A 24,350-nucleotide genomic window follows, 5' to 3' on the forward strand; every position below is an offset into this window, starting at 1 on the left:
CACTTTTAAAAATCGAAATCAGTTAAATTTTCCGCTATTTCACTAAAAGATTCTTCAGATTCTGCAAAGTAGCTTTCCCATGCATCTTTTGCCCATATTTCAAAACGATTTGATACACCTAAAATAATGCACTCTTTTTCAAGTTTTGCATGAGTTAATAATGTTGTCGGTATATTGACGCGTCCTTGTTTATCAAGTTCCACTTCCGTAGCTCCCGAGAAAAAGAATCGTGTAAAAGCTCGAGCATCTTTTTTAGTGACTGGCAATTCTTTTAGTTTTTCTTCAATTTTCTGCCATTCGTCCATCGTGTAACCAAATAAGCACTGGTCAAGGCCTCGAGTGATAATAAAATTATCGCCCAACTGCTCACGGAATTTAGCCGGTATAATTACCCGTCCTTTTGCATCAACACTATGTTGATATTCACCCATGAACATACCCATCACCCCACTTATTGTAATAAATGTACCACAATCCCCCACTTCTCACCACTTGTTTTTGAAATATTTCACTTTTATTACATCAAAACGTCTCAACAAGTTATTTTGACATAAAAAAAGTCTGCATATGCAGACTTTTCAGCTTAAAAATAAATAATTTTATGGTTTTTGTCATAATGAAGCGAAAGCTTTAATAAATCTTGGACTAGGCTAGGCCCGTATTGATTCAAGTAGACAAATGGTCCGTATATGCGTTCTTGGAAACTATCATTTGGCAGTAGCTCATTTTCAATAGAAGCATAGTGACTAAACTCGATACTATTCTGAAGAACAACTTCATCTTCTAATTTGTTTTTCAAAAAACTTAACTGATCCATATGCAGCTGCAAGTTTTTTTGGACTACTGGCGTTAACCCTTTACTAATTGATGAAAATTTTTGGTTAATCATATGGTACATTTTTTCGATATGTACTTGTAAATCCATGATCAACGCTTCAGCTTCTTGCTCTCGAATCGATTCCATTAGCTGATTTTTTTTTGCAGTAAGTTGTTCACTGCTCATAACTGCTGAAAAATCTAAGTCGTACTTAGTCAGCAATCTTTGTGTTTGTCGATTTACTAAACTTAGATTTAAGCGCGGCATAATCACTGGTAGCTCCATAGAAAACAATTCGAATGCACCTTTTAATGCTGCCCAGTACGCAATTTCTCCAGGACCTCCAACAAAAGCAAGTACTGGAAAGACCATTTCTTGCATCAAAGGTCGTGTTACCACATTATTACTCAAAAGTTCCGGATTATTTTTAGCGATATCTAGCAGTTGTTGTGTCGTATAGCGAATCGCTCCATTATTCACAACAAACTCTTGTTCTTGTCGCTCTAATAGCAACCGTTCGCCTTTTATTGTAATAAACAAATTCGCAGCAGCTTCTTCTGCTCCAATTACTGCGCTATAGCCATCTTTTACAAGTGATCGTTCTGTTGCAGTAACGGTTTTCGCAATTTCAGCAGCGTGTTCAATCATTTTCACAAAATAAGGAGATTCATATTGACGAAGCGCTTTATCGGCAGCATCAATATACAACAATCCTTCTTCTTGAAAAAAATAACGAAGAAGTGACGCAAAGAAATCGGTAAACGATTGTGAAGTTCCAAGCATTCCAAAAGCTAATCTCTGAATTTCTTTTGAGTGTTCAGTTTCAGGTAAACTACGGAAGTATTCTTCTAGAAAAAGAGTGATTTTCTCTTTATTAAGTTTTGCTGAAGAAGCTGAATTTTTCCCGTATTCAGCATATGGAATATTTAATTTGTCTACTCGTCCATTTACTTCACGATAAAGATGACTAATTTCCGCCAAATCATGGTCTTCTCCTGCAATCCAAAACACAGGCACAACTGGTGTATTTAACTGCTCTGAAGCTTGCTTTGCAAGGATAATTACAGAAATTGCTTTATGTATGGTATATAGAGGTCCAGTTAAAATGCCAGCTTGTTGCCCAGTAACTATTACCGGTGCACCTTCTTCAAATTTGACCAAATTCTGCTGCGCTGCTTTAGATAGCGGATGACGCTCCATGTAACTGCGTACAATCTTCGCTAACATCGACCGATCAACAGAATGATGTGCAAGTTTTTTCAGTCGTTCTTCAAATGACTGCATTTCTGGCTCGTAAGAAAAATAATGGCGAAGCATTGGGTCGCCATTTATATAATCACTCATTAGTTTAGTAGCTGGTTCTACATACTGCTCTTCTAATTTCATAAAAAAAAATCCCCTTTTCCCATTACATTCAAATCAACTATAGCAAACGCATCTCTTAAAGAAAAAAAATACGCCTACTAAATTGATTTTATGAGGATATTTATGAGGCCCGATAACCAGGCAAGTGCATACAAAACTGCTAATAGCAAAAAGTAAGTTCGCCAAAGTTTACGGAAAAACGGTATGATTTCAATTTCTTTTGTTGTTTTCCATTCAAACACTAAAAGAATAATAGCCAATACAAGCACAATAAAATAAATGATCCCTGAAATAGAATAATTCCATAAAAATTCTACACTAGCTGGGACAGAAAAAAACAGCAACAGCGTAGTAATATCTGAAGCAAAGCCTAACGCTTTTCGTTTTTTTCTTTTTAATGATAAAAGATACAAAAGGATAAATAAAAGAAAGGGTACATATAGAAAAATTGTTCCAATCGCATATAATATCGTCATTTTTTTACCTCAACAGTTTTTAATAAATGATAAAAAGCTTTAAATAACGGTAACTCAAGTTTCGATCGATTCAACATAAATAACATCAATCCGTCTACTTCCATCAAGTCTCCGACTAAACGATCCGCATACATTCTTGAAATCCCTTTAGGTTCAGTAGCACACATAACTGCTACTTGCTCAATCGGATGGAGCCTCTCAATTTCGGGAAAAGCCAAATAAAGTTCGTTATAAAGATTTCTAAATAACTCATAGGCATGTGGATTGGTAATCAAATCTCCATTGTGTATTTTCATCACTGTCGTTAAAGGATCGATCAAGCTACCTAACAATGTGTTTTCAAATAATGCCTGCTCCGTATCGTCTACCCACTCGCTTTTCCATGCAGCCGTTTCGAGTAGAGGGTAAAATTTATCTGCATCTCCTTTTACTAAACCGATCGTCAGCTGAGGCGTTTTATGAAAACTAATTTCATTTGCACTCAATTTTATAGAATCTGTGATCAATATGGCTGCAGCAATATGACGATGCGCTAAAATTTGTGCTTTTTCAAAAAACAACATTCCTTGCTGCAAAAATACAATTTTATTGCTAGGGCAGCGAATTTTCAACAGTCTTAAGATTGGTTGTAACTCCTCGTAAGTTACCGTTACAACTATAAAAGCATCTGAATCAATTTGTTCTAGGTCTGTATATGCGTCTACTCGTTGGCGACTTTCACCCTGTATAATGCCTTGCTCATTAAGTAATAGCGCTTGTTCTTTGAGCTGTGTAACCACTTGTACTTCATGGCCAGCTTTTTTCAAAAGATATGCTGGCAGCAATCCGTTGACTCCAGCACCGATAATTGCATATTTCATAAGATCACTCCTTACAGTCCCACAATTTTTCTTAAAAAAGAAGCCTGCCCATATTAGGCAGACTTCCAATAATAAGTTTTATTATACAGGATAAATCGGATGTTTTCGATATGGCAATGGCAAATCTTTTGTTTCGTAGAAAGAAAAGCGCTGTGAAAGAACTGAACGCAATTGATGTGGTGCTACAATTTCGTCAACAATCAATTCAGATGCCAAGCGATAAATATCGATTTCTTCTTTATATTCTTGATGTTTTTGCTGAACATATTGAAGACGTTCTTTTGGATCTTCGATGGCTTCAATTTTATTTGAATAAACAGCGTTTACAGCCGCTTCAGGGCCCATTACCGCAATTTGTGCTGTTGGTAAAGCAATACAGACATCCGGCTCAAATGCAGGGCCTGCCATTGCGTATAATCCAGCACCGTAAGCTTTACGCACAATAACCGAAATTTTCGGCACAGTCGCAGAACTCATCGCAGCGATAAACTTAGCACCGTGGCGAATAATACCAGCACGTTCCACTTTTGTTCCAATCATAAAGCCTGGAACATCTGCAAGGAATAACAACGGAATCGAGAACGCGTCACAAAGATTGATGAATTTAGCGCCTTTGTCAGCCGAATCACCGAATAACACGCCGCCTTTAACTTTAGGCTGGTTGGCAAGAATGCCAACAACTTGACCATCAATACGAGCAATTCCGGTAATTAATTCTCCAGCGAATAATTTCTTAATATCAAAGAAACTGCCTTCATCGACTAATTGATCAATCAATTCATACATATCAAAAGGTGCATTTTGGTTTTCTGGGATAATGGCTTCTAGTGAACGTCCCGCTTTTGCAGCTTTTGCCTCAATTTTTTCAGGCTTAATGGCAAAGTTAGCTGGGAAATTCGTCAAATAGCGGCGTGCTTCTGAAATAGCTTCTTCTTCAGTTGCCACTAAAACATCGCCTACACCACTAACTGTGCAATGCATACGCGCTCCGCCCATTTCTTCTAGTGACACCTTTTCACCGATAACTTTTTCCGCCATCCGTGGTGAGCCTAGATACATTGAAGCATTGCCATCTACCATGATAACAATGTCACAAAATGCTGGAATATAAGCGCCGCCTGCAGCAGATGGACCAAATAATAGGCAGACTTGTGGAACCATTCCGGACATTCTTACTTGGTTATGAAAAATTTTACCTGCACCGCGTCGGTTTGGAAACATTTCCAGTTGATCAGTAATACGCGCTCCAGCAGAATCCACTAAATACAACATAGGCACTTGCATTTTTTCTGCCGTTTCTTGAATACGAATGATTTTTTCAACAGTACGCGAACCCCACGATCCTGCTTTAACAGTTGAATCATTCGCCATGACACAAACAGTTTCTCCGTTGACTTTGCCAATAGCTGTTACAACACCATCAGCAGGAAGGTCTTTTGCTTCTACATTGGCAAACCTGCCATCTTCAGCATAGTTTTCATCGTCAAACAATAATTTCAAACGATCGCGCACAAACAATTTATTGCTTTCTTTCATTTTATCGTGATATTTTTGCTGTCCTCCAGCAAAAATCTTTGAAAGTTTCTGCTCTAAACGTTCGTTATATCCTGTTGTCTCAGTCGTTTTTGTCATTTCACTGTCCCCTTTGCTTATAACGATTATTCGCCGACAGTCATCAGCACGTCGCCTTCGTTAACAAAGCCGCCGACTTCCACATGAATTTTTTCTACTTTGCCACCAAATTCAGCTTCTACTGGAATTTCCATTTTCATTGATTCGATCGTTAAGACAGCTTGTCCAGGAGTAATTGCTTGTCCCTCTGCTGCTAATACATTTAATACTGTACCTGCCATTGAAGCTTTTAGTTCTTTCATAATGTGTTTTCCTCCTTTGATTTTTCTATCCACTCTGGCAACACTGCAGTTGCATAGTCGCCTGAAGCAAATGGCTCTGACACAATAAATTCCTTAAATAATGGAATGTTGGTTTTTACCCCACTAATTGTAACATGATTAAAGAAATTCTGTGATTTTGATAATGCCTCTTCACGGTCTTTTCCATGAATGATTACTTTAGAAATCATTGGATCATAAAATGGTGTTACTTGATTGCCTTCTTCATAGCCTGTTTCAATCCGCGCGCCTTCTCCCCATTGAAGCTTCTCGAGTTTTCCGGGAGACGGAAAAAAAGTTTTTGGATCTTCTGCGTAGACGCGGTATTCGATTGCATGACCACTAGTTTGTATCGTATCTTGGGCTGGAAGCCTTCCTCCATCAGCGACAGTCAATTGCCATTCTACCAAATCGAGTCCTGTTACTTCTTCTGTAACAGGGTGCTCAACTTGCAAACGCGTATTCATTTCTAGAAAATAAAATTCGTTATTTGAATCGACGATAAATTCGACGGTTCCTGCATTTGTGTAATTTACGGCTTTGCCAGCTAACAATGCAGCTTCACAAAGCTGTTCACGTACATTTTGTGGCAAATTTGGTGAAGGTGATTCTTCAATCACTTTCTGATTTCGGCGCTGAACAGAACAATTGCGCTCATATAAATGAACTAAATTGCCGTGGTGATCTCCAAAAATCTGAACTTCGATATGACGAGCATCTGCGATAAACTTCTCCAGATAAACAACGTCATCTCCAAAATAAGCTTTTGCTCGGTTTTTGACAGATGCAAATTGCTGAGTGAGCGCTTGCTCACTTTCACAGCGCACCATACCAATTCCACCGCCGCCTGCGCTTGCTTTCAACATGAGTGGATAACCAATTTTCTGAGCTTCTTCCAATGCTTTTTCTAGCGTCGTCACGCCTTCTTCTGTTCCAGGCACAACTGGTACTCCAGCTTGAATCATCGTTTTGCGTGATTCAATTTTGTCTCCCATTTTTTCAATAATGTCGCTTGAAGGACCGATAAAGACCATGCCAACTTCCGCTACTTTGCGAGCAAAGTCGGCATTTTCCGATAACAAGCCATATCCAGGATGAATTCCTTCCACTCCATGTTTTTTAGCTACTTCAATAATTTTATCCTTTTGTAAATAAGACTGTACAACCGGGTTTGGACCGATCAATACAGCTTCAGTCGCTTCACTAACGTAAGGCAGATCCCCATCTGCCTCGGAGTGAATAGCGACTGTTTCGATTCCAAGACGATTACATGTACGAATAATTCGACGTGCAATTTCTCCTCGGTTCGCGATTAGGATTTTTTTCATATTTAAAATACCCCCTATGTTTTCTCCCTTCTATAGCATATACGAGTTTTGTAAGCGATTTCAACTGTTCACTAAAATATTTCTTTTATTTTTCAAAAAAAACACTATTATTTGAGTTTAAAAAAGAAATCCTTTAAGAAGAAGGATTTCTTTTTTTTGTTTTATTAAGAAAGCGATCAACCGCTTCATGGTGTGCATCTCGTTCCCACAAAACAGCACATCGTCTCACTTCTTGTTCAACGCGTTCTTGTAAATCTGTTTTCTGCCATTTGCGAATAGCCATTTCTTTGTATGCCCGATGCACATCTGGATGAATGGTTTTCATTCGCTCGAAAAACGCTTTAATGTCTTGGTCTTCTTGAACAATGATCGTTGCCCAACCAAAGTCTTTTAGTTCGTTGGCGGGATATACTTTGGCTTCGCTGAGCATTTTTAACGCTTGGTCATGCTGCAGGGTTTCCAATAGATAAGTTCCGCCACCCCAACCACTAGTAATGGCGAGTGTGCCTTGTATAAAGCCACATTTCGCATGATCCCATACAAGCCTGTAATCGCACGCTGTAGCAATTTCGCAACCTCCACCAACAGCAGCGCCATTGACGACAGCCACTACCGGCACAGGCAGTGTTTTGATCGAATACAGCACATCACTCATCCGTTTAAGCATGCGATATGATTGTTGTTCTGTACGAAGCGCATGAAATACGGAAAGATCGCCTCCTGAACAAAAAGCTTGCTTGCCTGAAGCTGTAATGATAACCATTCGAACAGAAGGATGCTGTGCTCCTTCTACCAGTTCTTCAAGACCTGCTGTTACTTCATTGTTAATCGCATTGCGTATTTCAGGGCGGTCAATTGTGAATGTCATAATGCCATCCGTCAGGTTTATCGTATAAGACAATAGAATCCCTCTCTTCTGCCAGTTTCCTGCAGGCAAATTAACGCCACTTACTTATGTATAGAGAAAAAGGCTATCGAGAGCCATGGCCTCTCAATAGCCTTTCAGCAGCAAATACTGTTTTATTTGCTTGCTACTACTTCTTTCCCTTTGTATGATCCACATGCTTTACAGACGTGGTGAGCCAATTTACTTTCGCCACAGCTTGGGCAAATTACCATGCCCGGCACTGACAATTTAAAATGTGTACGGCGCTTTCTTTTAGCGGTTTTGGACGTTCTTCTAGCTGGTACAGCCATTGGTGACACCTCCTTACACTAATTCTATTCATCTGACTGATCAAAATACTTTGCTAAATCAGCAAGTCTTGGATCCGGTTTTGGTGGTGCCGCTTCTTTCTCGGCTTCGTACTCTTCGTCTGTTGAATACGACCAATCATTTCCGCCTTTTATAACAGACTGATCAGCGTCTTCCTTAAACACTTGCATCGGTATCTCTAGCAAAACGAGTTCTTCTAATAGTGGTTGAAGGTCTATAACTTCAGTTTCTACAGTGTGAACATCACTAAGCTTATCTTCTTGGCCTTTTTCAGACCAATCAAAGACTTCAACCGAATCAACGTTTATCGGAAACTCAACATCCTCCCAAGTTCGAGCGCAAGGCAGCGTAAGCATACCTTCGAGATGGAGTTGGCACGTTAATTGTTGCGAGCCAATTGTGCAATGTCCTGTAACATGTACAGGTGAAATTTCCCGAATATCGCTATTCCGTGATTTCACTGCATCCAAATGAACCATCTGGTCAATTGGCAGTCCGTCATTGCGATGCTTTTGAAGCTGTTGAATCGCTATTTTCATAAGTAATCACCTCAAGACAACAAAGTTGATTATATAATGCACAGAAAAAGATGTCAAGAAAAAATCTTGTCACTCTATTTCAAACATCGGTATACTAGAACTAATTCTACCAAAGAGGTGAGCAGATTGAAAGCTGTAGGAATTATCGTTGAATATAACCCTTTTCATAATGGACATCTTCATCATGCAGAGCAAGCTCGCAAAGCATCAGGTGCAGACCTAGTAATTGCTGTAATGAGCGGTCAATTTCTCCAGCGTGGTGAACCTGCTTTTACAGACAAGTGGCTTCGAACACAAATGGCACTGGATGCTGGAATTGACTTAGTCATTGAATTGCCTTATGTCTATGCAACAGCACAAGCGTCGGATTTTGCTAAAGGAGGCATTGCTTTACTAGATGCAATTGGTTGCTCTTCTTTTTGCTTTGGAAGTGAACAAGGAACAATCGAACCTTTTTCGAATTCGCTTCACTTATTAAAAGAGCGTGAAGATGACTATCAACAATTGATTCATAAAGCTATTGGCACTGGGATTAGTTACCCTAAAGCATTAAATAATGCTTATACAATATTAACAGCTAATCAGACTCATTTTGCTGATTTAACACAGCCAAATAACATTTTAGGATTTCATTATATAGAAGCTGCTGAAAATCTTGGTTCTTCTATGCAACCACTCACGATTCAACGAATTGGCGCCAACTATCATGATCCGATTAATGTTGAGATGCCTATTGCCAGTGCTACAGGCATTCGCGAAGCATTTTTCAAAGGAGATTCTCCAGACAAATTATCTGCTTTTATGCCAGAATCTTCGATTATCTTGCTAAACAAAGCACAGACTGAATACGGAGTTTTTGGAAGTTGGGAGCAGTTTTACTCTTTGTTGCGTTTTGTTATTTTACGTGATGGTCCCGAAAAATTAAAACAGTACGCGGAAGTAACCGAAGGAATCGAAAACTTGATTTACCAATCTGCAAAAACTGAAAAAAACTTTGAATCTTTTATTTCGTGTGTTAAATCGAAACGATTTACACGGACGCGTATTCAGCGAATGCTGACACACATCTATACGGGCTTTACATGGCGCCTGTTGCGTTCTTTTGATGCCCCAAGCTATATTCGACTACTCGGTATGTCGAACACCGGAAAACGCTATTTAAATCATAATAAAAAAAACATTGAGCTCCCCCTTATTAGTCGCGCAGCTGATTTGAACGACTCTATGGGGAAACTCGATATTCACGCTACTACTTTGTATTTGCAAGGCATGGGTTCCGTTGATTTCAAAAAAGAATTTACGACTCCTCCCATTTATCGAGACTGAAGTTCATCTAAAAACTGCAAAGCATCTTCAATCGTTTTGACTGGTACGATTTTCATGTCGGTATCGATTTTTTTTGCAGTTTTAATGGCTATTTCATAATTGTTAGCTTCGCCACTTTCTACTGGCTCATCTGGTGCAAAGAAAATATCGATATCTGCTGAATCGGCCGCCATAATTTTTTGGTCAATTCCTCCGATTCTTCCAACAGACCCATCACTTTCCATTGTTCCAGTACCCGCAATGTCATAGCCTTTCGTGATATCTTCGTCTTCTAATTGATTCAAGATTTCAAGCGTAAACATTAAACCAGCAGATGGACCTCCGATTTGGTCGGTATCGATTTCAACTTCCGGCGTTGTCTTAATACTTTTATCTTCCACAAACGAAATACCCAGTCCTACACGTTCTGGGTCACTTGGCAGTGGAGCTAATTTAATTTCAGTGCTGATTTCACGATCTTCTCGTTCATAAAGAACTTCTACCGTGTCACCTTCTTTTTTAGCACTTAAGTAATCGATTAGTTGTTGCATTTCAGTAAAGTTATTGCCATCGATTTCAAGCACTCGATCACCAGGTGCCAATACCTCATCTGCAGCGCTTCCCGTAGAGACGCTTAAAACAAAAACGCCATTATTATTCACTTCAAATGGTAGCTCTGCTTGTTCAAATGCAACTTGAAGAGCGTTAACTTGTGAATCTGACATCAATTTCAATTGGCGCACATTGTATTCTTCTTCACTTTCATGAGGACTTCGAACTTGCTCAGGTTGCAAGATTTTATAACCATCTTGAATTTTTGCCCAAATGTATAAAGCAGGGGTAGCTGTCAACATAGACACTGTCATTAAGCTAAGCGTTCCTTCGTCATCTTCATCTCCACCTACAACTTCTACTAATGGCGACAACTCATATGCCCCTCCTGGTTTTGTTACATACGTATCCAATCGATAAGAAGTGAAAAAAACGACAAGCGCAATCGCGATAACAAAAAGTAATAATCGTTTCTTTTTCATATAGGTCCTCCTGTCTTCACCAAACGAATTTCTTTATTTTTAGAATAAGAAAAAGTCACGAGACTCGTGACTTATTGAAATTTCAAATGAAGTGCTTTTTCAACAGCCTCTGGCACTAAGCCTGTAATTGTACCTTGATATTTTGCCACTTCTTTTACAATGCTCGAACTAAGGAATGAATATTGGTTAGTTGAAATCATAAACAAAGTTTCAATATTTTCATTTAAAAATCGGTTCATCGATGTAATTTGCATTTCGTATTCAAAATCACTAACAGCTCGTAACCCTCGAATAATAGCATTAGCTTGAACTTCTACTGAATAATCGATCAGTAATCCTGAAAAAGAATCCACTTTGACGTTAGGAATTGATTGCGTTACTTCTGCGATCAAAGTCATTCGTTCATCTACATCAAATAACGGATTTTTCGACGAGTTGTTCATAACAACCACTTTGACTTCATCAAAAATAGTAGAAGCTCTTTTAATAATGTCCAAATGTCCCATTGTAATTGGATCAAAACTCCCTGGAACTACAGCAATTTTAGTCAATATGTTCTCCTTCTTCCCCATGGTAACGGTAAATTGAAATAATGGTGCTCCCGTAGAGCTCTTTTTTATAACGTTCGAAATACTTGGTTCGATCAGGAAGTTCGACTTCACGATCGTGTTCACAAACTATAATCGCATCTTTTGTCACAATATCCAATTCTCCCGCTTTATCCATCAAGTCGTAAGACTTTTTCATATGATATGGAGGATCTAAAAATAACAGTCTAGCTTGTACACCATTTTTTTTAATCGCTTTTATCGCACGTTCTGCATCTGCACGGTGCACTTCTGCTCTACTTGTCAATCGAACCTTTTCAAGATTGGATTGAATTGTTTCAACGGCCCGCCTGTCTTTGTCTGTAAAGATGACATGGTCAATTCCACGACTTAGCGCTTCTATTCCCAATCCACCGCTCCCCGCAAATAGATCCAACGCATAGCCCCCATCAAAAAAAGGCCCAATCATATTAAAAATAGATTCTTTTACTTTATCTGTTGTCGGCCTCGTCGAATTGCCGGGAACTGCTTTCAAAGGTATTCCTTTTACTGTGCCTGCTACAACTCGCATGCTATCGCCTCTAACTTAAATGATTTTATTGATGCAATTTAATTACCTAATGGTAAAATGGAGACTGGAAAGGACGTGAAATGATGACTCAACGTTTTATTGAGCTCGGAGAAGGGTACGGAGATATCTATGAGCTCCGGGAACTTATCACAAGCAACCAACAACGCTTTATGCATGGATTTGTGTTTGTTTCGACAAACTCCCATGGAAAACAAGTGCTGTCCATCGCAGTGGTCTTCAAACCTGCTTCAGAAGGAAACTTCATGCCAATCTACCTTTGTCGCGAAGGAATTCCAGTTGACTCTAAGCGTTTGGCTGTTTTTGAAAAAGCTGTCACAGACTTGGGCCATACCCCGATCAAAATGGAAGTAAAGCATTCATCCGTCTATGCAAATAAAAAATTCTATCATAGTCACTTGATCTCAGTTTTAAGATTAAATCATTATATTCCACCAATGCAATAATTACAGTCCAATTTTATAATCGTACTCTTTTGCTTTATCCGGCTTGGCATTTTCATATTCTGTTTTAAGAAACGGCCGTTGCGATTCAAGCACTTGTTTAACATAAGGCAATTTGTTCAATTTTGTTTTAGTCGCTTCGATTACATCTTGGTCCATATAAAGAACAACGTATTTTAGTTTACGCGAGATATAATGGACATGTCCGAACTTTCTTAGCGATTTTGCTTGTTTTAAATGATGCACATAGACGATAAGGCCTTGGCGATCATGCATAACTATCCCTCTTTTCTTAGTTTCTAGAATACCATAGGAAAGAAAAAAGCCGCAACCGAATAAACTGACAGTACTGCACTCAATCGCTATACTGTTTGAGAAGATAGAAATTTAAGGAGGTCATTTACAATATGGGAAAAAAAACAAAAATCGGTTTAGCAGCCGCGGCAGTTGGGGCTGCTGCTTGGGCCGGGTCTAAAGCGTTAGCTAATCCACACCAACGTCCTGATAAAGAAGTATTGAATTATGAACGCCCAATTGTTCTTGCGCATCGAGGTGGTGCTAAATTAGCACCCGAAAACACATTAGCTGCATTTAATCGTTCTGCAGAACTTGGTGTTCACGGCTTTGAAATTGATATTCGCATGACCAGTGATGAAGAAATAATTGTTTTTCATGACGAATACATTGACCGTACAACAGATGGCGCCGGCAAAGTGGCCGATATGACGCTCGAACAATTAAAATCATTCGACCTTGGCTATCACTTTATCGATGAAGATGGACACCATTCATACCGCGGCAAAAATGAAAAAGTCGTTTTGTTAAGCGAACTGTTCCAAAAATTCCCACAGATGCTTATCAACATTGATATTAAAGACGCTCCTGAAACATATGAAGGCAGCTTGGTTCCGTCAAAGCTGTGGCGCTTAATTGATTCGCTTGGCGCACACGATCGAGTTGTTGTCACTTCTTTTTACGACGAGCAAGTAGATCGCTTTAATTTATATGCTCAAAACCGCATCGCAATTGGCGCGGGTGAAAATGAAGTTAAAAAAGCGTATTCTGCATTTACTAGCCAGTTTGGTCATTTGTATCAGCCACGCGCTGACATTTTTCAAATCCCAACAAAATCTTCTGTATTCCGTTTAGATTCTGCACGCTTTATTGCGTTTTTAGAAAATCTGAACATTCCCGTTCATTATTGGGTAATTGATGATACAGAAACAATGCGTTTATTGCTGGCTGCGGGCGCCAAAGGTATTATAACGGACCGTCCTGACTTGGCTGTTGCATTGATTTCAGAAACAGAAAATTAATTGGCTTTAAAAAAGTGCAACGCAAGCGTTGCACTTTTTTAATGGAACTATTTATTTTTTTGCGATTAAGCTGAACATGAACAACCGCCGCCCGTACCACAACTTCCACCGCATGAAGAATCTGAAGAAAAAAACGGATTAGAAGATGGAATTTTGACAGCTTCTGAAACAGATCTACCAATGATGAAACTCACCTGATCCATCAAATCCTGTAGTTCATTTTCCATTAAACGTAAATGTGCGATGTCTTCATTTAAATCTAAGCGACGTTTATCTACACGGATTTGCTTCATCACGCGAGCGTACTCTGGGTGATATTTACCAAATCGCTGAACTTCTTCATATTGATCTTTTAATCTGGCGAAAGCATGAATTTCATTCGACAACTCTTTATCATTATAAACAGAACGATAAGCTTCTCGGTAAAGATCGGCTTGTTCTGATTGTAAAATCATTTGGCTTAACTCGTCTGCAAAGTCAGTTATTTCAGCCCATTCGTAAGTCATAATCATAGCTTCTTCCTCCTTTACGCTTTAATCATAGCAGATATATATGTGCATTTCACTATACACTTGAAAGGATTTTCAATATGAAAGCTCTTACTGATCAATTTACGCGCATTATCAAAAATAGCAGCCCAGAAGATATTGGAATTTTAACGGATTACTTACGCAACTTCGAAAAAAAGCAACAAGGTGCCTTTTCAACTTATTTAAGTGCTAGCTTGGACATGTCCCGCGTTACCGACAAAGAATCTTCTGTTGTCTCTATCCCAAACACTGCTTTTATTCACAATACGGTCGCGATTCCACATGGTGGAATACTAGCAGTTCTCCTTGATACCGCGATGGGTACATTAGCCAATAACAATTGTCCAGAAGGATTTAGTGCTGTTACAACAACTCTTACAATTCATTATTTGTCAGTTGCAGATGAAGAACAGATAAGCGCACATGCACGAATTATTCGCCGCGGTAGGCAAACGATGGTCCTTGAAGGCAATATTTATCAAGAAGATGGCAAACACATTGCAACTTCTACCGGATCTTTTTTTGTTATTCCTAAAAAAAATCCCATTATTGCTTCACAGCAGTAACGGGCTCTTTTTCCAGAAATATTTGAGTGTAGTAATCACCAAAGACGCCAACACCCGTTTGATTGTATTCTTCACTCAGCAATGTTTCGCGGTGCGCTTCTGAGTTGATCCAACCGTGAACTGTTTCAGCTGGATCGTAATACCTAGCAGCTGTATTAACAGCTGCTTGTTCAAAAGCAATATTCTGATCTTGCAAACGAGCATATAAGTCTTTAAATTCAATTTCTTCAGAAGAAAAATTTTGCTTTGCCATATCCTTGCTATTGGCTTTAGCTACTGTGCTAGTGGGAGGATTTATAGTCAACGGACTTACTTGATGACGAAGACGATAAATATTCACCAAATCAAGAATTTGCTTTGCGTTAGCTACGTCGATTGATCGTTGCATAGTCGATGATGGCTCTACTATCGGAATTAGCTCTCCTGAGAACATCATGTCGTATGGATGATGACGAATTAACGTTTCTGCATCCATAAAACGCACAGCTTCTAGTGCACGATCAACAGAATCGATGTATAGCTGTGCATAAACTCCGTCAAATTTAACTAAAATCCGTTTGTCCATGTCTTCTGCAGTGACGTTAAGTGTATAAATATTAGTATCGTATTCTACTGTGACTTCATTTTCTAAAATAGTAAAGCGATATAAATCATCCAAACTTTGCCCTATCATATAAGGAGACACATCTGTTGCTGCTCCTGTCGTATAAGCTTGAACCACTTTGCCATCTTTAACACCAATCATTGTGTAATGAACATAACTAGCATTATAAACCCACCAATCGTAGCCATAAGCTGAAGGTTCGATACGCTCTGGTTCTCCATACTGTTCAACCCATTTATCGATAGATTTTCCTATATAAGTCGAAATGCCTTTTGTAGGACGATCAATATCTAAAGAATTATTTGTAATATCATCGCTAGGTAAAGGATCGACGGTACGTGGTGCTTCAAGAACATCATTCTCATTAACTGACGGATCCAAATAAAATAAACCTATAAGAAGGATCGACAGAAAAATCATAATACGTAACAAGTCTTTCAATCGAGCATCTCCTTTACTGTTGTATCATCTTCATTATAGCAGTCGCCTCTACACTGACACAATCTAGCCATTGCAACAACTTAAATTATGATCTATTATTAAAAGAGCATGTAGTCTTTTTTGTTATAAAGGAGGAGAGATCCTATGTATTTTGAAAATACAGGACTTGAAAACATTCACGTGGATATCGCATTACTTGAAAGCATTATGAACAAACACGCTTTGACTAAGGAAGGTCAATGGGATTATGAACGCGTTACTTATGATCGCAAATTCATCGTACGTGAAGGCACTTATTATTTACGTGTATTTGCTTATGCTACTGATGGTGATGTCGATTCAAACGACGCTACAATGCGCGTGATGAAACCAGTACTCGGCAAGCACTATTATCCACATGGTGTAGAGTATGGCGAAGACGAACATTTCCCGGAACATTTGGTTAAAACTTGTATTGGAATTTTGGATTCTATCAAAAAAGAAGTCCAAGCTTTCGAAATCAATGTATAAAAAAACCGCAGTTCAGCAATTGAACTGCGGTTTTTTTAACTACTATTAGCTTATTTCAACTTGTTAAGGAGGTTCCCATGCGTGAAATGGTTAACGAAAAAAACGGTAACAATTACACTTGTTATCGCAATTTTAATGTTAGTTTCTGTTTACATACTACCTGTGTCCATTCCATTAATCATTGCATTAATTACTGCTATTTTTTTAGAGCCGTTTGTAAGTTTTATACATAAAAAGTTCAAATGGCAACGAAAATCAGCCGTTATTTCTGTCTTTATTATTTTTCTATTAATCGTTTCAAGTTTACTGTATTGGATAGTTACTCAATTAATCGGGCAGATTATTCAATTTTCAAAAATGGTACCTGACTACACAAACTCTTTATCTACTATGTGGGATGAAGTCCAAGAGTTTTTCTTTCGTTCAACAAAAGATATGCCTGTTGAAGTAGTTTCTTCGTTTGAAACTGAGCTTGCTGGATTTATGGATAGCATTCGCACTTGGGTATTATCAATCATTAATTACGACACTGTTACCAATTTGTTAACAGGAATCCCTTCTTTTCTAGTTAGCTTTATTGTATTTTTAATCGCTTTATTTTTATTTATGCTCGATTTGCCACATTTAAAAATTTTGCTTTTTAAACGCTTAAAAGATTCAACTGCTGAAAAAGTTCGTTTTATATTTGCGCGTCTAAATAAAGTCATTTTTGGCTTTTTAAAAGCTCAATTTCTTGTGAGTTGCATCATTTTTGTTGTCTCACTCATTTCTTTGGCTTTTATTGCACCCGAATACGCACTTGTCATGTCCGTAGTCATTTGGCTTATCGATTTTATTCCGATTTTAGGTTCTATCATTGTTTTAACTCCTTGGTTTGCTTACGAGTTTATCACTGGAGATGTTGTTCTTGGAACACAACTTGCCATACTCGCGCTTGTGCTATTAATCATTAGACGAACAGTAGAACCTAAAGTTATGGGTACACAAATCGGTCTTTCACCTTTAGCAACGTTAATTGCTATGTTTATTGGTCTTCAGTTACTTGGATTTCTTGGGTTCTTTATTGGGCCTTTAATTGTTATTCTCTTTACATCAGCACGTGAAGCGGGAATGATTAAAGTAGATTTTAGAATATAAAAAAAAGAACCTCTCGAGGTTCTTTTTTTTATCCGCCTAAAATAGCTTTAAAAACAGAAGTGGTGTGTCCACCTTCATAAATTACATAAAGCAACAAATAAACCATGACACCTGTTATAGCTGTAAAAAACCACACTATACTAGTGATTGGACCAATTTTACGATGCTTTGTCAACTGGTTTTTCCATCCCCAATAAATAGTAAACAATCCCATAATTCCACCCGTAGTCGCCAAAGTGATATGAAAGATTAAAAACACCGTATAAAAGATTTTCAACTCATCAGGTCCACCAAAAGCTGTGTTTCCGATAAAAATCGTTCGAGACATATAGATAATAAAGAAAGTTAATGCAGAAGCACCTGCTGCTACCATCACTTTCTTATGAGCTTCAATTTTTCGACGAAGAACTAAATTCCAGCCAATCGCTACTAAAATGGCGCTTAATACGATAAAAAATGTACTGATCGTCGGCAATAGTGGCAAATTCATTATCAATTATTCTCCTTTATGATTCGTTATGCGTTGTGTCTATGGAAAGCCATATCTTTGCGATCTTGTATTGATTTCGCAGTAATCTCATCTGCGTTTTCTGTTTCATTGCGAAGCCATTCATAAAAGACCATCCATATAAAAGCAGTGAAAACCAGTTCTTGAATAATTTTCATCGTAATTCCACCTGTACGTTGATCTTCGAGAGCGGACATGCTAGAAAATAATTCAGGTCCTGATAAATTCAACTGTGACAAAGTTCCAGCTGGTACACATAATGCCATTGCTTGTAACCAAGCTGCTCCATCTGTATACGTTGCGTAAAAAGGTGTACTACTAAAGATAATCATCGCACATGCAGGCGTGACTAGCACACTAAGTCCAAATAAATAACCTAATTTTTTAAGTCCATGGAACTTATACATTCCTTCCATATTATTGACTACCGGCCACCAGTAAAACATAGCGGATGTAAACAAAATAACATTGACTCCTGCGTGTATCAACGAGTCTTGTTTAACAAAATCAAAGACCATTGGAATGTGATAAAAAGAAAATATCATTCCGAACAAAATTATGGCGAGCATTGGTTTTGTGAAAAAGTTAAACAGTGGCTTAACAACTGGAATGTTGATAAACGCTTTCCAAACATAAGTTGGTATACCCATGATTAATAGCGGGGCTACCAACAGTAACATTAGTGCCATCTGAACCATGTGCATCGTAAATAAAATATGACCATACAAATCTACCGGTGAACCTTTTAGAATATAGAGCAGCAAGATCCCCGACAAAAAGAAAATCGCTTCTTTTTTACTCAACGGTTGATTGCCTTCAAACTTGTCGCGCCACTTTACAGTGGTTAAGAAATATAAGATCGTTACCATAACGATAACTGCTAAGTAAACAGGACTCCACAAAGCTTGAAACCCGAAAATACTGATTGGCATGTTACGGGACCTCCCTTTTTTCATGTACCTTAATTATATAGTGCTGTGCAAACTATATCAATGAACGAACTATGAACAATTAACTAGTAAAAGAGAAGAATGATGATGTTTATTTACTAATAATAACTGATTAGCTGTAATCTTGAAATACCAAAAAAATAAACTGTTTTTACTGTAATTCGCCTAATAAGGGTCTCCTAGAGTCTTTTGTTTTCGTTCTTAACATATTGTATCAAAAACCATAAAAAAACCCCGCACCAATAAAGGTACGGGATTTTAAGCAGTATTTACCACCAAATGATTGTCACAAATGTAAGAACCGTGATAAAAGCAATGAAGATACCACAGAACATAAAGAACGCAACCATGCCGTGTCCTTTACCGCTCAAGTGCATGAAGTAATAAAGTTGTAGAACTACTTGAATGGCAGCCATTAAAAGAAGAATTGGTGCAACCAAGTAAACAGAAAATCCTGCAGCAACCATTGTAAACGCAATTAATGTCAAGAATATCATAATTGCAAATGTTCCTAAATGACCACGCATTTCGTCTGCTCTTTTTTTCTTAGTAAACTCGAACTCTGCTTGCGACCTAACAGTAATATTTGTATCGTGTGCCATTATCCGATCACTCCCATCAAATAGACGACAGTAAAGATGAATACCCATACTACGTCAATAAAATGCCAGTATAACGAAGCTAGATAGAATTTCGGTGCATTGTACATATTCAATCCACGTTTTGAGTTACGGACCATCAACGCAATAAACCAGCTAAGACCAAACAGTACGTGAGCACCATGTGTTCCGACTAGCGTATAAAACGCCGAACTAAATGCACTATTAGTATAACCAAAGCCTAAATGCACATAATGATTAAACTCATAAATTTCTAAGCCAAGGAAAGTCAGACCAAGTAAAACGGTAATACCAAGCCAAGCTTGCATCGCTTTAAAATTATGGTTTTTCATGTGATACATTGCGTAAACACTTGTTAAGGATGACGTCAAAAGAATCATAGTCATGGCAAAAACAAGTGGCAGTTCAAAAAGTCCAGCGGCAGAAAACTCCATGCCGCTCGGTCCTTTATCTTTTAAAGCAAGATATGTTGCAAAAAGAGAAGCAAATGTTACTGTTTCTGCAGCAAGAAGCAACCAGAAACCAAGAAACTTATTCTTCCCTTCCATCGTAGCCGTCTCAGGATGTTCGGGCCAAGATTGAGGAGTATACTTTTGATTAATGTCCATTGGTGTTGCCTCCTTTCGCATCTCTCAGTAATTCTGCTTTTGTAACATAGAAACCTAAATCATCTTTCAATGAACGAAGTAACATTGAACCAAACAGAATGACCAATCCAATAATTAATACGGGAAGTGCCCAAACTTTATCGTCTAGGAAGTAAAGAGCTCCGAATGAAGCAACAAACATACCAAAAGACATAACGAATGGAATGATTGAACTGTTTGGCATATGGATATCGTCAAGAGGTTCAGCATAAATCATACCTTTTTCATTGCCATCCATTTTTTCAATCCAGTACGTATCAAGACCACGAACTAATGGAGTTTGTGCAAAGTTATAGAACGGCGGTGGAGATGGAATTGCCCATTCCAATGTACGACCATCGCCCCATGGATCATTGCCAACACGCTCATTTTTCACTGTAGTTAATACAACGTTAACAAGTAAAATGATAACACCTATTGCCATTAATGCAGCACCAGCCGAACTGATGGCGTTAAATAGATCCCAACCTTGATCTGCTCCAAACGTGTAAACACGACGTGGCATACCCATCAAGCCTAAGAAATGCTGGATAAAGAATGTTAAATGGAATCCGATAAAGAAAAACCAGAATGTCCATTTCCCTAATTTTTCACTTAGCATTGTTCCAAACATTTTTGGCCAGTACAAATGCGTACCTGCTAAGATTCCTAATACAGTACCCCCCACAATAACGTAATGGAAGTGAGCTACGATAAAGTAAGAATCATGCAATTGGTAATCCAAAGGCGCGATTGCTTGCATAACACCCGTTACTCCACCTGCTACGAATGACGGAATAAACGCGATAGCGTAAATCATTGGAACTGTGAAGGAGATACTGCCTCCCCAAATCGTCAGTAACCAGTTAAAGATCTTGATTCCTGTTGGGACTGCAATGATCATCGTCGCTAAAGCAAACACAGCGTTTGCTGTTGGTCCTAAACCGACTGTGAACATATGGTGAGCCCAAACCATGAATCCGTAAAAACCAATCAAGATTGTTGCGAAAACAAGTGCCGTATATCCGAATAGACGTTTACGAGAGAAAATTGCAAAGATTTCAGAGAAAATACCGAAAGCCGGCAAAATCAAAATGTAAACTTCAGGGTGACCGAAGATCCAGAATAAATGTTCCCAGATAATCGTATTTCCTCCCATTTCAACTGCAAAGAAATTTGCACCGAACATGCGGTCAAAGACCATGGTGAAAAGGCCGACTGTAAGTGGTGGGAATGCCAATAAGATTAAAGCGGAAGCAACAAAAGTTGTCCATGTAAACATCGGCATTCTCATATAAGTCATACCTGGAGCACGCATATTGATGATGGTAACAAGGAAGTTAATCCCTGCGATTAGCGTACCAAAACCAGATATGGTCAATCCTAATGCATAAAAATCAATTCCGTGACTTTCTGATGCAAGTGCGAGCGAAGCATAGTTCGTCCAACCTGCGTCTGGTGCACCTCCCATGAACCAAGAAAGGTTCAAGAAAATTCCACCAAAGAAGAATAACCAGAAGCCGAGTGAATTTAAGAATGGAAAGGCAACATCACGCGCGCCAATTTGCAAAGGCATAACAGCATTCATGAAAGCCAGTAAAATTGGCATGGCTGCCAAGAAAATCATGGTCGTACCGTGCATTGTTATAACTTCGTTGTATGTTCCGGCACTCAGGAAATCATTCCCTGCTTTAGCCAATTGAATACGGATCAACATTGCTTCAACGCCACCGACAAGGAAGAAGAAACCACCTGAGATCAAATAAAGAATCGCAATTTTTTTATGGTCAACCGTTGTCATAAAGTCCCATATCGTAGCGCCGAAGCCCTTTTTTTGAGCAGTAGAACTCACAGTATATACCTCCCTTTTTTAAGCTGTTTTCTATTCTTCAACTGATAAGCCCATTAAATAAGCAGCCAATGCATCAAGTTCTTGATCTGATAAATCTTTGCCGTTATTCAATGAAGATGCTTCTGGCATTAAGTTACCAGGTTTGTATTCTTGCGGATCTTGTATCCATTTTTTAAGATTTTCTTCATTGTGTTCCAAATAACCAGCAACACGGTTACGATCGCCAAATGTTGCTAAGTTCGGACCAATTCCACCAGTACCACCAGCACCAGAAACAGCGTGACATTGGATACAAGCAAGTCCATCTGCTCCAAACAATTCTTCGCCTTGTTGAGCAAGATCTCCTTCAACAGCAGCTGGTTCTTCTGCTTGCATTGCTGTTACCCATTGGTCAAACTCTTCACGATCCACAGATTTCACTTTGAAATCCATCAATGCGTGAGAAGGTCCGCAAAGTTCAGCACATTTCCCATAAAATACACCATCATCAAGTTCTGCTGATTCACGGTCAAACTCTAAATAGAAGGTATTGACGTTTTCAGGGTTTACGTCTAGTTTACCACCAATAGATGGAATCCAGAAAGAGTGTTTAATATCCGCTGAAATCAAGTTAAAGTAAACGCGTTCATCAGTTGGTACAACCAACTCTTGAGCAGTCACAATTCCTTGTTCTGGATATTCAAATTCCCACCAATAAAGTTTACCCGTTACGTTAACTGTTAAGTTAGATGAATTTCCATCTTTAGCTTCAACATCCATTGTAGATACATCTGCTAAATCAAAAGTAGAATAAACTGTTGGAACTGCAAGAATTAAAAGAAGAACGATTGGAATAGCTGTCCAAATAAATTCTAATCTAGCACTTCCTTCAACTTGCTCAGGAATCATATCTTCCCCTACTTTAGAGCGACGGAATTTCACGATTGCTAGAACGAAAATAATCGAAACAACAATGATGACAAACGCCATTACGACTGACGATAGGATCAATAAATTAAATTGATCTTGTGCAACTTTACCCGCTGGTATTAACGTTGAGATCTCTTCACGGCCACATCCTGCCAGAAAAACTAGCAAGATCGTCATTAGTGCAAAAAGTCGACATTTTTTTATACCTTTCATCATAACTTGTCATACCCCTCTCTCACAAAAATTATTTTTCTTTAAAAATGGTTATTAGATGAAGACTGCAAAAATGATCATTGAAACAAATAGAATAGTCATATAGTTCAACGAATAAATAAACATCGTTTTTGCCCATTTCAAGTCATCAGTCACTTTAAACCCACGAATGGCTAGTATTAACCAACCGATGTTTAAAAGTGTCGCTAACACAAGGAATCCTACCCCAAGCTCCATTAATAAGAATGGTAGAGGGAAAAGCATAATGATCCATGCAAGCATTGATTTTTTTGTTCTGTGAAATCCTTTTACTACCGGTAACATAGGAATATTCGCTGCCCGATACTCTTCTGTCCGTTTCATAGCCAACGCATAAAAATGTGGTGGCTGCCAAATGAACATAATTAGAAATAATGCCCAAGCACCCGTACCGAGTGCTGGCTCTACAGCTGCCCATCCAATTAGTGGTGGAATTGCACCAGAGATGCTCCCCACAATCGTGTTGCTGACAAAACGTCTTTTAGACCACATGGAATACAACACCACATAAGCTAAAACTCCAGCGATTCCAAACATACCAGCGGATACAGAAGCGGAAAACAGAAATAATTCGCCTATAACGATGAAAGAAACAGCAAGTGCCAATACAGCGGACGGCTTGAATCTTCCGGTTACTGTTGGACGTCCTTTCTTACTTTCCATCAATGGGTCTATATCTGTATCGATGTAGTTGTTCATAGCTGCAGAACCCGCAATGATAAGTGCTGAACCAACAATGGTATAAGCAAGGATATCCAGTTCGTTTAAAAAGTGTCTATCGGAAAACTGAAATGCAAGCCACAAGCCTGTAAAGACTGTGATTAAATTAGAATTGACAATTCCAATCTTTATAAGTGCCAAAAAGTCTTTCAGAAATGTGGTCGCTTCTGGCGCTTCGTGAGAATCTGCAGATATTGACCGGCCGTTTGACATATAAGTCCCTCCTTTCAAAGTTGTAAGCATAATCCGCTATCATAACTATATCTAAATTTCAGTTGCTTTTCTACATATAACTGAAATTTCCTGATAAAAGTGATGATTATACGTAATTGGTCTCACAAACATACACATCTTATCATACCTTAACAACTACACTATTTTAAGATAGAAAAATAAT

General features: G+C 38.6%; 29 protein-coding genes. 6 read left to right on the top strand and 23 right to left on the bottom strand.

Translation table 11 applies throughout. The features are described 5' to 3' along the window. Window positions 1–5 precede the first annotated feature (5 nt). The 10 genes from mraZ to I858_RS11220 form a co-directional block, all read right to left on the bottom strand. Window positions 6–437, bottom strand: coding sequence for a division/cell wall cluster transcriptional repressor MraZ (gene mraZ / locus I858_RS11175; RefSeq protein WP_049693353.1), 432 nt, complete (start codon window positions 435–437; stop codon window positions 6–8). A 146-nt stretch (window positions 438–583) separates the two neighbouring features. Next, window positions 584–2,203, bottom strand: a complete 1,620-nt coding sequence (bshC, locus tag I858_RS11180; protein ID WP_049693354.1) for a bacillithiol biosynthesis cysteine-adding enzyme BshC — start codon at window positions 2,201–2,203, stop codon at window positions 584–586. A gap of 77 nt (window positions 2,204–2,280) precedes the next feature. Continuing rightward, window positions 2,281–2,658, bottom strand: coding sequence for a DUF3397 family protein (locus I858_RS11185; protein WP_049693355.1), 378 nt, complete (start codon window positions 2,656–2,658; stop codon window positions 2,281–2,283). Then, window positions 2,655–3,518: a ketopantoate reductase family protein gene (locus tag I858_RS11190; protein WP_049693356.1), complete on the bottom strand. Its 864-nt coding sequence runs from the start codon at window positions 3,516–3,518 to the stop codon at window positions 2,655–2,657. The genes I858_RS11185 and I858_RS11190 overlap by 4 nt, the downstream gene beginning before the upstream one ends. 81 nt (window positions 3,519–3,599) lie before the next feature. Continuing rightward, window positions 3,600–5,150, bottom strand: coding sequence for an acyl-CoA carboxylase subunit beta (locus I858_RS11195; RefSeq protein WP_049693357.1), 1,551 nt, complete (start codon window positions 5,148–5,150; stop codon window positions 3,600–3,602). 26 nt (window positions 5,151–5,176) lie between these two features. After that, window positions 5,177–5,392, bottom strand: a complete 216-nt coding sequence (locus tag I858_RS11200) for an acyl-CoA carboxylase biotin carboxyl carrier protein subunit (protein WP_049693358.1) — start codon at window positions 5,390–5,392, stop codon at window positions 5,177–5,179. Beyond that, the gene (locus tag I858_RS11205) at window positions 5,389–6,738 is read right to left on the bottom strand and encodes an acetyl-CoA carboxylase biotin carboxylase subunit (RefSeq protein ID WP_049693359.1); all 1,350 of its coding nucleotides are present in this window, start codon (window positions 6,736–6,738) and stop codon (window positions 5,389–5,391) included. The genes I858_RS11200 and I858_RS11205 overlap by 4 nt, the downstream gene beginning before the upstream one ends. Window positions 6,739–6,871: 133 nt before the next feature. After that, window positions 6,872–7,639, bottom strand: coding sequence for an enoyl-CoA hydratase/isomerase family protein (locus tag I858_RS11210; RefSeq protein WP_083553702.1), 768 nt, complete (start codon window positions 7,637–7,639; stop codon window positions 6,872–6,874). 119 nt (window positions 7,640–7,758) lie between these two features. Continuing rightward, on the bottom strand, window positions 7,759–7,935 hold the full coding sequence (rpmF, locus tag I858_RS11215) for a 50S ribosomal protein L32 (RefSeq protein ID WP_006828847.1): 177 nt from the start codon (window positions 7,933–7,935) through the stop codon (window positions 7,759–7,761). A gap of 24 nt (window positions 7,936–7,959) precedes the next feature. Continuing rightward, a complete protein-coding gene (locus I858_RS11220) occupies window positions 7,960–8,493 on the bottom strand; it encodes a YceD family protein (protein WP_049693360.1) in 534 nt (177 codons plus the stop codon). A 126-nt stretch (window positions 8,494–8,619) separates the two neighbouring features. Between I858_RS11220 and I858_RS11225 the strand changes: the two genes are divergently transcribed. After that, the gene (locus I858_RS11225; protein ID WP_049693361.1) at window positions 8,620–9,819 is read left to right on the top strand and encodes a nucleotidyltransferase; all 1,200 of its coding nucleotides are present in this window, start codon (window positions 8,620–8,622) and stop codon (window positions 9,817–9,819) included. On the opposite strand, the gene I858_RS11230 is transcribed toward I858_RS11225, so the two are convergent. The 3 genes from I858_RS11230 to rsmD all read right to left on the bottom strand — a co-directional run bounded on the left by I858_RS11230 (window position 9,807) and on the right by rsmD (window position 11,951). Beyond that, complete coding sequence (locus I858_RS11230) at window positions 9,807–10,832, bottom strand: SepM family pheromone-processing serine protease (RefSeq protein WP_049693362.1); 1,026 nt, start codon at window positions 10,830–10,832, stop codon at window positions 9,807–9,809. The two genes, I858_RS11225 and I858_RS11230, sit on opposite strands and share 13 nt — an antisense overlap. Window positions 10,833–10,903: 71 nt before the next feature. Then, entirely contained in the window at window positions 10,904–11,383 is a 480-nt protein-coding gene (gene coaD / locus I858_RS11235) for a pantetheine-phosphate adenylyltransferase (RefSeq protein WP_049693363.1), read from the bottom strand. Next, on the bottom strand, window positions 11,376–11,951 hold the full coding sequence (gene rsmD / locus I858_RS11240; protein ID WP_049693364.1) for a 16S rRNA (guanine(966)-N(2))-methyltransferase RsmD: 576 nt from the start codon (window positions 11,949–11,951) through the stop codon (window positions 11,376–11,378). The genes coaD and rsmD overlap by 8 nt, the downstream gene beginning before the upstream one ends. 83 nt (window positions 11,952–12,034) lie before the next feature. Between rsmD and I858_RS11245 the strand changes: the two genes are divergently transcribed. Beyond that, complete coding sequence (locus tag I858_RS11245; protein WP_049693365.1) at window positions 12,035–12,415, top strand: DUF7147 family protein; 381 nt, start codon at window positions 12,035–12,037, stop codon at window positions 12,413–12,415. Here I858_RS11245 and I858_RS11250 read toward each other — a convergent pair whose 3' ends face one another. Next, window positions 12,416–12,688 carry a YlbG family protein gene (locus I858_RS11250; RefSeq protein ID WP_049693366.1) on the bottom strand — a complete coding sequence of 91 codons (273 nt, stop codon included), beginning with the start codon at window positions 12,686–12,688 and terminating at the stop codon, window positions 12,416–12,418. A gap of 131 nt (window positions 12,689–12,819) precedes the next feature. On the opposite strand from I858_RS11250, the gene I858_RS11255 reads away from it, so the two are divergent. Then, window positions 12,820–13,728: a glycerophosphodiester phosphodiesterase family protein gene (locus I858_RS11255; RefSeq protein WP_049693367.1), complete on the top strand. Its 909-nt coding sequence runs from the start codon at window positions 12,820–12,822 to the stop codon at window positions 13,726–13,728. A 65-nt stretch (window positions 13,729–13,793) separates the two neighbouring features. Here the strand turns inward: I858_RS11255 and I858_RS11260 are convergent, their stop codons facing one another. After that, window positions 13,794–14,240, bottom strand: coding sequence for a YlbF/YmcA family competence regulator (locus I858_RS11260; protein WP_049693368.1), 447 nt, complete (start codon window positions 14,238–14,240; stop codon window positions 13,794–13,796). A 77-nt stretch (window positions 14,241–14,317) separates the two neighbouring features. On the opposite strand from I858_RS11260, the gene I858_RS11265 reads away from it, so the two are divergent. Beyond that, window positions 14,318–14,824: a PaaI family thioesterase gene (locus I858_RS11265; RefSeq protein WP_049693369.1), complete on the top strand. Its 507-nt coding sequence runs from the start codon at window positions 14,318–14,320 to the stop codon at window positions 14,822–14,824. Here the strand turns inward: I858_RS11265 and I858_RS11270 are convergent. After that, the gene (locus I858_RS11270) at window positions 14,805–15,869 is read right to left on the bottom strand and encodes a CAP domain-containing protein (RefSeq protein WP_049693370.1); all 1,065 of its coding nucleotides are present in this window, start codon (window positions 15,867–15,869) and stop codon (window positions 14,805–14,807) included. The genes I858_RS11265 and I858_RS11270 overlap by 20 nt on opposite strands. Window positions 15,870–16,013: 144 nt before the next feature. Here I858_RS11270 and I858_RS11275 point away from each other — a divergent pair, with 144 nt between their 5' ends. Together I858_RS11275 and ytvI are read left to right on the top strand one after the other, a co-directional pair. Continuing rightward, the gene (locus tag I858_RS11275; protein WP_049693371.1) at window positions 16,014–16,379 is read left to right on the top strand and encodes a YugN family protein; all 366 of its coding nucleotides are present in this window, start codon (window positions 16,014–16,016) and stop codon (window positions 16,377–16,379) included. Window positions 16,380–16,460: 81 nt separating this feature from the next. After that, window positions 16,461–17,516, top strand: a complete 1,056-nt coding sequence (gene ytvI / locus I858_RS11280) for a sporulation integral membrane protein YtvI (protein ID WP_049693372.1) — start codon at window positions 16,461–16,463, stop codon at window positions 17,514–17,516. 28 nt (window positions 17,517–17,544) lie between these two features. Here the strand turns inward: ytvI and I858_RS11285 are convergent, their stop codons facing one another. From I858_RS11285 to cyoE, 7 genes are all read right to left on the bottom strand, one after another. Continuing rightward, window positions 17,545–18,006 (bottom strand): DUF420 domain-containing protein, encoded by a 462-nt coding sequence (locus tag I858_RS11285; protein ID WP_049693373.1) that lies wholly within the window; start codon window positions 18,004–18,006, stop codon window positions 17,545–17,547. Window positions 18,007–18,032: 26 nt separating this feature from the next. Beyond that, entirely contained in the window at window positions 18,033–18,956 is a 924-nt protein-coding gene (ctaG, locus tag I858_RS11290) for a cytochrome c oxidase assembly factor CtaG (protein ID WP_049693374.1), read from the bottom strand. Window positions 18,957–19,243: 287 nt separating this feature from the next. Beyond that, window positions 19,244–19,576, bottom strand: a complete 333-nt coding sequence (gene ctaF / locus I858_RS11295) for a cytochrome c oxidase subunit IVB (RefSeq protein ID WP_049693375.1) — start codon at window positions 19,574–19,576, stop codon at window positions 19,244–19,246. Next, window positions 19,576–20,202 carry a cytochrome (ubi)quinol oxidase subunit III gene (locus I858_RS11300; protein WP_049693376.1) on the bottom strand — a complete coding sequence of 209 codons (627 nt, stop codon included), beginning with the start codon at window positions 20,200–20,202 and terminating at the stop codon, window positions 19,576–19,578. The genes ctaF and I858_RS11300 overlap by 1 nt, the downstream gene beginning before the upstream one ends. Next, complete coding sequence (locus tag I858_RS11305; RefSeq protein WP_049693377.1) at window positions 20,192–22,072, bottom strand: cytochrome c oxidase subunit I; 1,881 nt, start codon at window positions 22,070–22,072, stop codon at window positions 20,192–20,194. The genes I858_RS11300 and I858_RS11305 overlap by 11 nt, the downstream gene beginning before the upstream one ends. A gap of 30 nt (window positions 22,073–22,102) precedes the next feature. Beyond that, complete coding sequence (coxB, locus tag I858_RS11310) at window positions 22,103–23,197, bottom strand: cytochrome c oxidase subunit II (protein ID WP_049693378.1); 1,095 nt, start codon at window positions 23,195–23,197, stop codon at window positions 22,103–22,105. Window positions 23,198–23,248: 51 nt separating this feature from the next. Beyond that, the gene (cyoE, locus tag I858_RS11315; protein WP_049693379.1) at window positions 23,249–24,166 is read right to left on the bottom strand and encodes a heme o synthase; all 918 of its coding nucleotides are present in this window, start codon (window positions 24,164–24,166) and stop codon (window positions 23,249–23,251) included. Window positions 24,167–24,350 lie beyond the last annotated feature (184 nt).

The sequence above is a fragment of the Planococcus versutus genome, from assembly GCF_001186155.3.
In the GTDB taxonomy this organism is placed as follows: domain Bacteria; phylum Bacillota; class Bacilli; order Bacillales_A; family Planococcaceae; genus Planococcus; species Planococcus versutus.

Coding starts and splice junctions, on each gene's coding strand:
- I858_RS11230 (WP_049693362.1), bottom strand. CDS start 10,832: ATGAAAAAGAAACGATTATTACTTTTTGTTATCGCGATTGCGCTTGTC.
- I858_RS11200 (WP_049693358.1), bottom strand. CDS start 5,392: ATGAAAGAACTAAAAGCTTCAATGGCAGGTACAGTATTAAATGTATTA.
- bshC (WP_049693354.1), bottom strand. CDS start 2,203: ATGAAATTAGAAGAGCAGTATGTAGAACCAGCTACTAAACTAATGAGT.
- I858_RS11250 (WP_049693366.1), bottom strand. CDS start 12,688: ATGCATGATCGCCAAGGCCTTATCGTCTATGTGCATCATTTAAAACAA.
- I858_RS11205 (WP_049693359.1), bottom strand. CDS start 6,738: ATGAAAAAAATCCTAATCGCGAACCGAGGAGAAATTGCACGTCGAATT.
- I858_RS11185 (WP_049693355.1), bottom strand. CDS start 2,658: ATGACGATATTATATGCGATTGGAACAATTTTTCTATATGTACCCTTT.
- coxB (WP_049693378.1), bottom strand. CDS start 23,197: ATGATGAAAGGTATAAAAAAATGTCGACTTTTTGCACTAATGACGATC.
- cyoE (WP_049693379.1), bottom strand. CDS start 24,166: ATGTCAAACGGCCGGTCAATATCTGCAGATTCTCACGAAGCGCCAGAA.
- rsmD (WP_049693364.1), bottom strand. CDS start 11,951: ATGCGAGTTGTAGCAGGCACAGTAAAAGGAATACCTTTGAAAGCAGTT.
- rpmF (WP_006828847.1), bottom strand. CDS start 7,935: ATGGCTGTACCAGCTAGAAGAACGTCCAAAACCGCTAAAAGAAAGCGC.
- mraZ (WP_049693353.1), bottom strand. CDS start 437: ATGTTCATGGGTGAATATCAACATAGTGTTGATGCAAAAGGACGGGTA.
- I858_RS11245 (WP_049693365.1), top strand. CDS start 12,035: ATGACTCAACGTTTTATTGAGCTCGGAGAAGGGTACGGAGATATCTAT.
- I858_RS11220 (WP_049693360.1), bottom strand. CDS start 8,493: ATGAAAATAGCGATTCAACAGCTTCAAAAGCATCGCAATGACGGACTG.
- ctaG (WP_049693374.1), bottom strand. CDS start 18,956: ATGCCAATCAGTATTTTCGGGTTTCAAGCTTTGTGGAGTCCTGTTTAC.
- I858_RS11300 (WP_049693376.1), bottom strand. CDS start 20,202: ATGGACATTAATCAAAAGTATACTCCTCAATCTTGGCCCGAACATCCT.
- I858_RS11275 (WP_049693371.1), top strand. CDS start 16,014: ATGTATTTTGAAAATACAGGACTTGAAAACATTCACGTGGATATCGCA.
- I858_RS11255 (WP_049693367.1), top strand. CDS start 12,820: ATGGGAAAAAAAACAAAAATCGGTTTAGCAGCCGCGGCAGTTGGGGCT.
- I858_RS11265 (WP_049693369.1), top strand. CDS start 14,318: ATGAAAGCTCTTACTGATCAATTTACGCGCATTATCAAAAATAGCAGC.
- ctaF (WP_049693375.1), bottom strand. CDS start 19,576: ATGGCACACGATACAAATATTACTGTTAGGTCGCAAGCAGAGTTCGAG.
- I858_RS11190 (WP_049693356.1), bottom strand. CDS start 3,518: ATGAAATATGCAATTATCGGTGCTGGAGTCAACGGATTGCTGCCAGCA.
- I858_RS11285 (WP_049693373.1), bottom strand. CDS start 18,006: ATGAATTTGCCACTATTGCCGACGATCAGTACATTTTTTATCGTATTA.
- I858_RS11195 (WP_049693357.1), bottom strand. CDS start 5,150: ATGACAAAAACGACTGAGACAACAGGATATAACGAACGTTTAGAGCAG.
- I858_RS11260 (WP_049693368.1), bottom strand. CDS start 14,240: ATGATTATGACTTACGAATGGGCTGAAATAACTGACTTTGCAGACGAG.